Genomic DNA, 11,121 nt, shown 5'->3' with positions numbered 1-11,121 from the left:
CGTTCCTTGCTTTCGAATTCGCCGCCCGGGAGAGGGTCAGAGGATCGGCAAACCGAAAGCCTTTTTCAGATCCTGCAGCACTACTCCGGTTTCTTCCCGTGCCGCCTGCGTGCCGGCCTGGAGGATACGCATCAATTCCCCCTTGTCGGCGATGAAACGTTCCCGGCGTTCGCGGATCGGCGCCAGCAGCTCCTGCAGACATTCTTCCAGAACTTTCTTCACCTGTCCGTCGCCCAGGCCACCGCGCTGATAGTGTTCCTTGAGGCCCGCCACCAGGGCTTCGTCCGGATGGAAGGCGTCCAGATAGGTGAACACCACATTGCCTTCCACCTTGCCCGGGTCCTCGATGCGCAGATGGCCGGGGTCGGTGTACATCTTCTTCACCGCCTTGGAGATGTCCTTTTCGCTGGCGCCCAGCACCAGCGCGTTGCCCAGTGATTTGGACATCTTCGCCTTGCCATCGACGCCGGGCAAACGGGAAGCCTTGCCGATCAGCGCGCGGCACTCCACCAGCAACTCCTGGCCGGCCACGTTATTGACCTTGCGTACCACCTCGTTGGTCTGCTCGATCATCGGCAACTGGTCATCGCCCACCGGTACCAGGGTGGCGCGGAAGGCGGTGATGTCGGCGGCCTGGCTGATCGGGTAGGTCAGGAAGCCGGCCGGAATGGAGGCACCGAACTCCTTGCTGGCGATCTCCGCCTTCACCGTCGGGTTGCGTTCCAGCCGTGATACCGTCACCAGGTTGGCGTAGAACTGGGTCAGTTCGGCCAGCGCCGGCAGGCCGGATTGCAGGCACAGGGTGGTGCGTTGCGGATCGATGCCCACCGCCAGATAGTCGGCCAGCACATTGAGAATGTTCTCGGCCACCTTGGCCGGGTTGTGGCCGTTGTCGGTGAGGCCCTGCATGTCGGCGATCAAAATGGTCTGCGGGTGTTGGTTCTGCAGTTCCACCCGGGCGCGCAGGGAGCCCACGTAATGGCCGAGATGCAATTGGCCGGTGGGGCGGTCGCCGGTGAGAATCTTGTCGGTCATCGGGTTTCCTCTGTATGGATATCAGCCTTTGGCCACCACCGCCTTGGTTACCGAGCCGGTGGCAATCAGCTTTTCGGTGCCGTCCGCGGCCTGGAAGAAGGCTTCGCCACGCATCGACGCCAGGGTACGGCCGAGCCGGTCCACACGCGTGCGGATCACGATCCTTCCTTCGCCGCTGGCGCCGCGCAGCAAGCTGGTATGGGTCTCGATGGATACCGCGTAGCGGTCCTCCGGCAACACCGAAAGCAGGGCGAGAAAACTGGCTACGTCAAAAAAGGCGTAGAGTATGCCGCCGTGCAGATCGCCGGTGGGGCCCAGCGTGAATTCATTCAGCTCCAGGGTGACCTCGCTCTCGCCATCGGCGCTGCGCACCAGGTTCAGGCCGCAGGCGCGGTGCAGAGGGCGGGCCAGGATAGTATCAATCAAGGTGCTTGTGTCCATGGTGACGGTGACCTCTCAGGCTCTCAACATGGCGGCTCACTATGCCGTGCCGGAAGGAAACTGCAAGAGGGCCAGGGAACTTGTCATGGTACACCGGTTCCAAGCATACTCAGGCGCGACCGCGCCTCGTGCGTGAATCGTGTTTCTTTGCCGGTATGGATCCGCCATGGTACTTCGACGTTATATGGCTTTGCTGCTGCTGTGCGTGACCAGCTTTCATGTGCTGGTGACGGACGTGGCCAGTCATGAGCGGGTGCCAGTGACGGACGGCCAAGAACTGACCGCGGCCCTGGATCAACCGGACCAGAATGCCGGCGCCGAGCACCATGGTGGCGCCCAGCACTGCTGTCAGTGTCACGGCTTCATGGCCTCCCCTGCCGTCGAGCAGAGCGCCCGGGCGCCCTTGCCGGTACTGGCGGACAGCCGGGTACCTGTTCTGCCGGTGCCGCCCTCTTCCTCACCGTACCGGCCTCCCATCGTCTGACTCCTGACATCGCTTTTGTCCACGGGAACCGCTGCCGGCGTTAAGCCGGAGGCTGCCCGTGTCCATTGATTCGGGCCCGCGAACCGATTCCGGCGGGCCCTGATTCGGAGTCATGATGATGCCTATCCTTTCTGCAAGGGCGCGGCCTCTGCGCGCCATGGGCGTTGCCTGCCTGGCGGTGCTGCTGGTGGCGCCCGCTGCCGCGGATACCCGCACCTGGGCGCGCTGGGTCAACCGCGAGATGGCGGAGCTGCCCGCCAGCCGCGCCATTGAAGCGCGCCTGCAGCGTGATCGGGCCGAGGCCCGCGCCCAGTCGCAGCCTCTGTACAACCCGGAACTGAATATCGGCTACGAAAACAGCGCCGAAACCACCCGCACCGTCGGTTTGGGGCAGACCCTGGACTGGTCCGGTAAGGGGCGCAGTAGTGCCCGCCTTGGTGACGTGCAGGCGCAGCTGGCGGAAGTCCGCGCCGAAAAGGCGCGGGCACGATTGGCGGTGGATGTGCTTTCCGCTTTGGCCGCCTATGACGCCGCCCAGGCCCGCCTGCAAGGCGTTCGCGAGCAGGAGCAGCGCCTGTCGGATCTGCTGGCGCTGGTACGCAAGCGCGAGCGCGCCGGTGATCTGGGGCGCATGAGCGCGCAGTTGTCGTATCTGGCCCTGGGCCGGACCCAGCAAGCTCTGGCCGACGCGGAAAGTGAAGCCACCGCCGCCGAGACCCGCTTGCGCGCCGTATTCAACCAGAACGTGCCGGACTACCCGTTGCCGGATGCCGGGCTATGGGAGGCGGACGGTTCCGTGGTGATGGATGCCGGCCGTGCGAAGGACAGTTATGACCTGCGTCTGGCTCGTCTGCAGGTGATGGCGGCGGAACGCCAAGTGGAACTGGCCGGCAAGCAACGCCGCACTGATCCCACTCTCGGTGTCACCGTCGGCCGGGAAGGTGAGGACAATCTGTGGGGGCTGGATTTCAGCCTGCCACTGCCGCTGTTCAATACCGGCAAGGCGGAGTACCAGGCGGCGCTGGCTGACGGCGACGCGCAACAGGCCCTGCTGGATCAGCAGCAGCGGGCGTTGAGCGCCGAAGTCGAAGGCGCGCTGATTGATTACCGGCAACGCCGCGCCCGCTGGTTGTCCTGGCGGGAACTGTCCGGCACTCGCCTGGCGGATTCCGCCGACTTGTTGCAGCGCACCTGGCAACTGGGAGAAATCACCACCCAGGACTATCTGCAAGGCCTCAACCAGCGTCAGGACGCGCTATTGGCCGGCATCGCTCTGCGCGAGTCGATGCAAAAGGCGTGGCTGGAATGGCTTTATCAAAGCGCGCAATTGGATAGCTGGATCGAGATGTTGGCCGCCGGGAACCGGGGGCAGGGAGGACAATCATGAAAAATGTGATCACGAGAAAAAGAGTGGGACTTTGCCTGTTGCTGCTGGCCTTTTCGTCGGTTTGGGCGGATCAAGGCGAAGGGCATGACGATGGTGCCGGTGCCGCCGAGCATGAGCATGGCCAGGAAGAGTCCGCCGGCGAAGCAAATGGGCATGGTGATGATCTGACGCTGACCGAGGCGCAGCGGCGCATGCTCGGGCTGCAAGTGATCACCCTGCAACCTGCCGCCAGCGCGACCCGTTCGCTGCGTTTGCCGGCGGAAATCACCAGTAATCTGTATCGCACCTGGGAAGTACCGGTGCGGGTGGATTCCCAGGTGCTGTCGCGCTCCGCCACCCTGGGTCAGCACCTGGAGAAAGGCGACCCTGTCGCCACCCTGTTTAGCGCCGAGATGGCTACCCTGCAGGCCGAGTTGCGAGCGGTGTCCGACGAATGGCGCCGGGTTCGTAGTCTTGGCCGTGCCACGGTGGGCAATCAGCGTTACCTGGATGTACAGGGCCGTTACCAGGACCTGAAGGCACGGGGGCGTGGTTACGGGCTTGCCGATGCGGATCTGGCGGACATCGAGAAGGGTAAAGGAGACGCCGGTGTTTATACGTTGCGTGCACCGGATGCCGGGCTGGTTCTCAGCGATGCCTTCCAGCAAGGCCAGTGGCTCGCCGCCGGCAGTCCGCTGATTACGCTGGTGGACGAGGCTGAATTGTGGGCGGAAGCCGCGTTGCCGCCGCAGCCGGGGCTCAGAGTCGATACCGGTACGCCGGCCCGGGTACGAGTCGGTGAGACCCTGGTGGACGGCGAGGTGATTCTCTCCGGTCACCGGCTCGATCCCGTGACCCGAACCATGGAAGTCCGTATTCGCGTTCCCAACGAAAACCATCTGCTCCATCCGGGGATGTTCGCTGATGTGGAATTGGTACTGCCGCTATCGGACAACGCCTTGGTGGTGCCGGAAGAGGCCCTGACCCGTGGTGGCGATGGCGACTGGCAAGTCTTCGTGGAGGAGAAGCCGGGTATTTACGAGGCCCGTGAAGTCTCTCCGGGACAAGCGCTGGAAGGGGCCCGTGTGGTCGAGGGGCTGCCGGCGGGCACCAGGATCGTTACCCGGGGGGCCTTCTTCCTCGCCAGCGAACAGGCCAAATCAGGCTTCGATGTGCACGCCCACTAACGGCCGCTCGGATCCAGCAAGGAGAACATGATGTTGAATCGCTGTATCGACTGGGCGGTGAACAACCGCCTGGTGGTGCTGCTTCTGCTGGTGATCACCGTGGGGGTGATTGCCTGGCAAATGCCGCGCCTGAAACTGGATGCCTTTCCCGACGTCACCAATGTGCAGGTGCAAGTGAACACCGAGGCCCCCGGGTTGGCGGCGGAGGAGGTGGAGCAACTGATCAGCTATCCGATTGAAGCGGTGATGTATGCATTGCCACAGGTGGCGGAAGTCCGCTCGATCTCCAAGACCGGCTTGTCCATTGTCACCGTGGTGTTCGAGGACGGCACCGACATCTACTTCGCCCGGCAACTGGTCTTCGAGCGCTTGCAGGCGGCGCGGGAAGATATTCCCGAAGGTGTGGGCACTCCGGAAATGGGCCCGAATACCTCCGGCCTCGGGCAGGTTTACCAATACCTGCTCACCGCTGAACCCGGCTCCGGTGTAGATGCCATGCAATTGCGCAGTCTTAACGACTGGGTGGTGAAACTGCTGCTGATGCCGGTGGGCGGCGTCACCGACGTGCTCAGTTACGGGGGCGAAGTGCGGCAGTATCAGGTCAACGTCAATCCGTCCCGCCTGCTGGCCTACGATCTGACATTGCAACAGGTGATGGATGCCATCGCCGGCAATAATCGTAATGCCGGTGGCTGGTACCTGGATCGCGGCGCCGAGCAATTGGTGATCCGTGGCATGGGCTGGGTCGGTAACGGCGAGCAGGGTCTCCGGGACATCGCCGCCATTCCTCTCAGGGAAGTCAACGGCACCCAGGTCCGGGTGCGTGATGTGGCACGGGTGGAATTCGGCGGTGAGATCCGCCAGGGGGCCTTGACCATGACCCGTCGCGATGCCGAGGGAAACCCGGAATTTCTCGGTGAAGTGGTGGCGGGCATCGTCCTCAAACGCATGGGCGCCAACACCAAGGCCACCATTGATGGCATCGAAGAAAGGGTGGAACGCATTCAGCAGGCGTTGCCGGACGGGGTGCGCTTCGAGGTGTTCTACGATCAGGCGGATCTGGTGGAAAAGGCGGTGAGCACGGTGGTCAGCGCGTTGCTGCTGGCGTTCCTGTTTATCGTCATCGTTCTGGCCCTGTTTTTGATGAACCTGCGGGCCACCGTGCTGGTGCTGTTGTCGATTCCCCTGTCCATTGGCCTTGCGCTGCTGGTGATGGCGAGCCTGGGGATGTCCGCCAATCTGATGTCCCTGGGCGGCCTGGCGGTGGCCATCGGCATGCTGGTGGACGGTTCGGTGGTGATGGTGGAAAACATCTTCAAGCACCTGAGCCGCGGGGAAGGCGCTGATGACCCGGCCGGTGGCATTGCGTTGCGGGTCAAGGACGCGGCCCAGGAAGTGGCCCGGCCGGTGTTTTTCGCCGCCAGCATTATTCTGGTGGTGTTCATGCCGTTGTTCGCTTTCGAAGGCGTTGAAGCGAAGATGTTCGTGCCGATGGCGATCAGCATCATGCTGGCCATGGCCGCCGCCGTGCTGGTGGCGTTGATCGTGGTGCCTTCGCTGGCGTCTTTCCTGTTCCGGCATGGTGTGGAAGAAAAACCCAATAAACTGGTCGGCTGGCTGGAAGTTCGCTATCGCGCGCTACTGGCGAGGGCGCTGGCCGCGCGCAAGGCAGTGATCGGCGGCGCGGTTGGCCTGTTGGTATTGGCGGCGGCCACGGTGCCGTTTATCGGTACCGAGTTCGTGCCGGTATTGGAGGAAGGCACTCTGGCATTACGGGTCACGCTGGCGCCGTCTTCCAGCCTGGATACGGCGCTGGAAGTGGGAGAAAAACTGGAACGGGAAATCATGACCTTTCCGGAAGTGACCTACGCGCTGAGCCGGGTTGGCCGAGCGGAGATCGGCGGTGATCCGGAACCGGTAAGCAATGTGGAGATTTATATCGGCCTGAAACCGGTGGACGAATGGACCAGCGCCGGCAATCGGCTGGAGCTGCAGGAAAAAATCGAGAAGAAACTGCGGGTCCATCCCGGCCTGTTGCTCAACTTCTCGCAACCCATCGCCATGCGCGTTGACGAATTGCTGTCCGGTGTCAAAGCGCAATTGGCGATTAAGCTGTTTGGCCCGGATCTGAACGTATTGCAGGAAAAAGGCGATGCCATCACCCGGGCGGTACGGCAGGTCGAGGGCGCCACGGATGTGCAGTTGGAGCAGATCGCCGGAGAAGCGCAGCTGGTGGTGGAGCCTGACCGCAATGCACTGAGCCGCTATGGGCTCAGCGTTGATCAGGTGATGAGCCTGGTCAGCAACGGACTCGGCGGCGGTGCCGCCGGACAGGTGATCAACGGCAATGAACGCTACGATATCTATGTGCGTTTCGAACAGGATGCCCGCCGCGATGCGGAAGCCATCCGTAACCTGCGCCTGCAGGCCGCCAATGGCGCTTGGGTACGCCTGGCCGACGTGGCGCGGGTGGAGCTGGTCACCGGGCCGCCGCAGATCAGCCGCGATGATGTGCAGAGGAGAGTGGTGATCCAGGCCAATGTGGCTGGCCGTGACATGGGCTCGGTGGTGGCCGATATCCAGCGTGCTATCGATACCGAGGTGGATCTGCCGTCCGGTTACAACGTCGATATCGGCGGCCAGTACGAAAACCAGCAACGAGCACAACAACGTTTGTTCATGGTGGTCCCGGTGGCCGTGGGGCTGATCGCCCTGCTGCTGTACTTCGCCTTCGGCTCGGTGGCCCAGGCATTGCTGATCCTGGTCAATGTGCCCCTGGCGTTGATCGGCGGCATTCTCTCCCTGGCGATCAGCGGCCAGTACCTGTCGGTGCCCAGTTCGGTGGGCTTCATCACTCTGTTCGGGGTGGCGGTACTTAATGGCGTGGTGATGGTGGAAGCGATCAACATGCGATTGCGTGACGGCGAAAGCGTCGATCAGGCCGTCTTCGAAGGCGCGGTATCGCGGCTGCGTCCGGTCCTGATGACCGCGTTGACCTCCATGCTCGGGTTGATGCCGATGCTGTTGGCCACTGGCGTCGGCAGCGAAGTGCAGCGACCGCTGGCGGTTGTGATCGTCGGTGGTCTGGTCTCGGCCACGGCATTGACACTGCTGGTGCTGCCGAGCCTCTATGGTCTGTTTTCCAGGAAGAAGATAGAGGAGTTACAGCGCTAACCTGACGTGGCTTCCCTCTCCTCTTGGAGGGGGGGGCCGCTGAGGCGTGACGTTTTTCTTAAAGAGCGGATTCAAGCCCAAGGTGGTCGACAAAGGGAATGAAGTCGCGGTCGAGGAAAAGCAGAGGGAGATGGTTTTCAATGCAGAATGTCGCGATGATGACATCGGCGGTTTTTCTGATTGTAATGCCTTTTTTTCGCAGTGCTCTGTAATTGCTTGCGCACTTCTCCGCCATTTCTTTACCAAACAGCTCATACTGATCCAGAGCTATCAGGCTTTTTTTCGTTTGGCGATAATCCTTATCGTTACGGATTCCTTGCAGGATTTCCAGGAATATGAGGTCGCCAATAGCAGCTGACCCTTCAATAATCAAGGCATCCAGAAGGTCGGTCTGTGGTCTGTGAATTCCATTGAAATAGTCGATCCAGACGCTGGTGTCCACCAGTATCATCCGGCCCCCCGCATTTCATCCAGATCTCCTTCCCACTTGACCTTGCCGCGCAATTTCCGGATCTCCTGCTGTTTGCTCAATCGAACCAGAAGCTTCAGGCCTTGCTCAACCGCCTCTTTTTTAGTTTCGTAACCGGACACCTTAAGGGCTTCAGCCATCAATTGGTCGTCAATGACAATGTTCGTTCTCATAATTCACCTGTGTGTATAAAGTAAAATCGTATACACACAACTTAGCACTTCCCAGGGGGGGGCGACAATCGACATATGATGACCGGTCTGCCGTCGTTACTCCGCGCTTTCCCTCACACCATTAACTACGCCCCCGCGGTTTCTCATCGAAGGCCAGGCCACTAAGCAAAGCTTTCAGTCGCTGAAATCCTTCCTCGCGGCTGAACGGGGCTTCCCGGGGAGGGGCGTACACTTCCGGGTTGGTACCCTGGAGGACCAGATCAATGGCGTAACAGGTGCCATGGTGTACGGCACGATAGGCGCGCAGATTTTGAAAGTGGTTCATGGCGGCGTCACCTCCCCGATAGGTGGTGAAGAGCGCGCCGTCCAGCTCGGTGGTGCCGGTCTTGCTTGATGTCGCCAGGGGGCCGGGCCGGGTGCAACGTTCCAGCTGGCCCGGATCCCGGCTGACACCAAGGCGCAGCTCGCCAGTGAGGATCTCGTCGGAGTCGTTAAGGCGCAATACCAGCAACCGATCGCCAGGGGCATCCGTTTCGGCATCCAGCCGCCAGGCCGGGTCGCCGAAATAACCGCCGGTTTCCGTTACGGCGTGGGCCTGGTGGTTGTCATAGGCCAGGCCGATGCCGTACTCGTCGCTGTGAAAAGCGTTGGGAGACGCCTGGTCGCCGGTTTCTCCGGTGCTGTTGTCACAGCCGGCGAGAATGAGCAGCGCGAATAAGAGGGGGGTGGCTACCCGCCTGATCTTGTCCATGTCTTTTCCCTTCTTGATGTGCTGGCCCATGTCAGTGTGTGGTGCCCGGTTTGCCGGTGTGCCCCAAGCGGCGATCAGGTGCCGCAGAAGGTTTGCAGTACCCGCTCCGTCGGTTTCGGCGGTTGCCGATAGTCATCGATGTCATCGCGATCCTGGTAAGGGTGGGACAGCGCATCGAGCAGCCGGTGCGTGGGGCCCAGATCATCATCCCGCACCGCCGCGTTCAGGGCTTCCTCCACTTTGTGGTTGCGGGGGATCACCGCTGGATTGTTGTTGCGCATCAGACAGAACGAGGACTTGAGCGGTTTGGCGTTGCGGCTCAAGCGCGCTTGCCAGCGCTGATGCCAGTTTTCGAAGGCTTCGTCCTGATAGATCCCTTCCACCGGCGCGGTTTCGCCGATCAGATCGCGGAAAGTATTGGTGTAATCCGCCTGGCGTCGCTGCATCCAGTCCAGCAGATCCTGAATCAGCGTGGCGTCCACCGGGTCATCTCCGAACAGGCCCAGCTTGGCACGCATCATCGCCAGCCATTTGGCGTCATAGCGTCCGCTGAAGGACCTGATCACGTTGGTGGCTTTTTGCACCGCGGTGTCGGTGTCCGTGTCGATCAGCGGTAACAGGGTTTCAGCGAAGCGGGTCAGGTTCCACTGGGTAATCGCCGGCTGGTTGCCATAGGCGTAACGCCCCTGGTGGTCGATGGAACTGAATACCGTGTCCGGGTGGTACTGGTCCATGAAGGCGCAGGGGCCGTAGTCAATGGTCTCGCCGGAGAGCGTCACGTTATCGGTATTCATCACGCCGTGAATAAAACCGACTCGCATCCAGTGGACGATCAGATCCAGTTGCCGTTCCATTACCGAGTCCAGCAGCGCCAGGGCTTGGTTGTCGCTCTCCCTGAGTTCCGGATAATGGCGCTGCAGCGTGTAGTCCACCAGTGTTTCCAGCAGTGCGGTGTCGCGCTGGCCGGCGGCGAACTGGAAGGTGCCCACGCGCAGATGCGAGGCCGCAACCCGGGTCAGGATGGCACCGGGCAAAGCGGTTTCCCGGTATACCGGCTCTCCGGTGGCAACCACCGCGAGGCTGCGGGTAGTGGCAATGCCGAGAGCGTGCATTGCTTCGCTGATCAGATATTCCCGCAGCATCGGCCCGAGAGCGGCACGCCCGTCGCCACCACGGGAGAAGGGCGTCCGGCCGGCGCCTTTGAGTTGGATGTCGCGACGCTGGCCATCGGGAGTAAGCTGCTCGCCGAGCAGGATGGCGCGGCCATCGCCGAGCATGTTCGGGTAGCCGAATTGGTGGCCGGCGTAAGCCTGGGCGATTGGCTCGCTGCCTTCGGCCAGAGTATTGCCCGCCAGCAGAGCGGCGCCGTCCGGACTGTCCAGAGTGGAGGCGTCCAGGCCCAACTGCCCGGCCAGCGCGGTGTTGAACAGGACCCCAACAGGGGCGGCCACCGGTGTCGGTTCACAGCGGGCGAACAGGCGCTCGGGCAGGCGGGCGTAGCCGTTGTCAAAATGGAAGCCGTGAGGACTGCTCATCGAATACTCCAGTCGGGAACTCCGGTGCGGGGTCTGACAGAGTAACAGACCGCGGCGGAGGAAAAGAGGCATGACCAAGTGGTCGAAAAGAGCGAATACCGGACTATCGCAATGCGCCGGCTTCCATGAAAAGATTAATGAATCCGGCCGGGGAGGTCCGTTTGACGTTCCTGCATGGGCCGATAATAACAAAATGGGGCTCTCCTTTTCAGGGACGGCCCTCCATGGGGTATTCCCCGGGAGTAGCGGAACATGAACAAAAAACCTCTATATCTGTTCTTCGTCATTTTCGCGCTGATGTTTTTCGCCAGCATGGCGCTGATGCTGTTCGCCGACCGTACTCTCTATCTGGCGCCGATCATCGGACTGGCGGGTATGATCTGGGCATTGTTGCGCCTGCGCGGCGTGACCCGGATCGGTGGCATCACTATCGGCCGCAACGATTGATATCGTGGCTTCAAAAATCGCTGGGAGGCTTTGCTGTCCCACAATTCGCTTGCAGGCAA

The 11,121-nt window shown here is 61.6% G+C and carries 11 protein-coding genes; 5 read left to right on the top strand and 6 right to left on the bottom strand.

The window, feature by feature from the left end; genetic code table 11:
* Positions 1-36: 36 nt before the first annotated feature.
* Both trpS and CRO06_RS01840 read right to left on the bottom strand, forming a co-directional pair.
* Positions 37-1,035: a tryptophan--tRNA ligase gene (trpS, locus tag CRO06_RS01845; RefSeq protein WP_022994847.1), complete on the bottom strand. Its 999-nt coding sequence runs from the start codon at positions 1,033-1,035 to the stop codon at positions 37-39.
* 21 nt (positions 1,036-1,056) lie between these two features.
* Positions 1,057-1,461 (bottom strand): PaaI family thioesterase, encoded by a 405-nt coding sequence (locus tag CRO06_RS01840; protein ID WP_244902754.1) that lies wholly within the window; start codon positions 1,459-1,461, stop codon positions 1,057-1,059.
* A 181-nt stretch (positions 1,462-1,642) separates the two neighbouring features.
* Between CRO06_RS01840 and CRO06_RS01835 the strand changes: the two genes are divergently transcribed.
* From CRO06_RS01835 to CRO06_RS01820, 4 genes are all read left to right on the top strand, one after another.
* The gene (locus CRO06_RS01835; RefSeq protein WP_097057605.1) at positions 1,643-1,960 is read left to right on the top strand and encodes a hypothetical protein; all 318 of its coding nucleotides are present in this window, start codon (positions 1,643-1,645) and stop codon (positions 1,958-1,960) included.
* A gap of 118 nt (positions 1,961-2,078) precedes the next feature.
* A complete protein-coding gene (locus tag CRO06_RS01830) occupies positions 2,079-3,347 on the top strand; it encodes a TolC family protein (protein ID WP_233925409.1) in 1,269 nt (422 codons plus the stop codon).
* Complete coding sequence (locus CRO06_RS01825) at positions 3,344-4,513, top strand: efflux RND transporter periplasmic adaptor subunit (RefSeq protein WP_022994851.1); 1,170 nt, start codon at positions 3,344-3,346, stop codon at positions 4,511-4,513. Before CRO06_RS01830 ends, CRO06_RS01825 begins: the two co-directional genes overlap by 4 nt.
* 27 nt (positions 4,514-4,540) lie before the next feature.
* On the top strand, positions 4,541-7,687 hold the full coding sequence (locus tag CRO06_RS01820; RefSeq protein WP_244902753.1) for an efflux RND transporter permease subunit: 3,147 nt from the start codon (positions 4,541-4,543) through the stop codon (positions 7,685-7,687).
* 58 nt (positions 7,688-7,745) lie between these two features.
* Here the strand turns inward: CRO06_RS01820 and vapC are convergent, their stop codons facing one another.
* From vapC to CRO06_RS01800, 4 genes are all read right to left on the bottom strand, one after another.
* Positions 7,746-8,138 carry a type II toxin-antitoxin system VapC family toxin gene (gene vapC / locus CRO06_RS01815; protein ID WP_097057603.1) on the bottom strand — a complete coding sequence of 131 codons (393 nt, stop codon included), beginning with the start codon at positions 8,136-8,138 and terminating at the stop codon, positions 7,746-7,748.
* The gene (locus tag CRO06_RS01810; RefSeq protein ID WP_097057602.1) at positions 8,135-8,329 is read right to left on the bottom strand and encodes a type II toxin-antitoxin system VapB family antitoxin; all 195 of its coding nucleotides are present in this window, start codon (positions 8,327-8,329) and stop codon (positions 8,135-8,137) included. The genes vapC and CRO06_RS01810 overlap by 4 nt, the downstream gene beginning before the upstream one ends.
* A 121-nt stretch (positions 8,330-8,450) precedes the next feature.
* A complete protein-coding gene (locus tag CRO06_RS01805; RefSeq protein ID WP_097057601.1) occupies positions 8,451-9,080 on the bottom strand; it encodes a hypothetical protein in 630 nt (209 codons plus the stop codon).
* A gap of 74 nt (positions 9,081-9,154) precedes the next feature.
* Entirely contained in the window at positions 9,155-10,615 is a 1,461-nt protein-coding gene (locus CRO06_RS01800; RefSeq protein WP_097057600.1) for a protein adenylyltransferase SelO, read from the bottom strand.
* A 252-nt stretch (positions 10,616-10,867) separates the two neighbouring features.
* Between CRO06_RS01800 and CRO06_RS01795 the strand changes: the two genes are divergently transcribed.
* A complete protein-coding gene (locus tag CRO06_RS01795; RefSeq protein WP_022994856.1) occupies positions 10,868-11,062 on the top strand; it encodes a hypothetical protein in 195 nt (64 codons plus the stop codon).
* Positions 11,063-11,121: the final 59 nt, after the last annotated feature.

Source organism: Alloalcanivorax xenomutans (assembly GCF_900217905.1).
GTDB lineage: Bacteria > Pseudomonadota > Gammaproteobacteria > Pseudomonadales > Alcanivoracaceae > Alloalcanivorax > Alloalcanivorax xenomutans.
The sequence above is the reverse complement of the archived record's forward strand: the minus strand, read 5'-3'. Positions and strand labels throughout refer to the sequence as shown.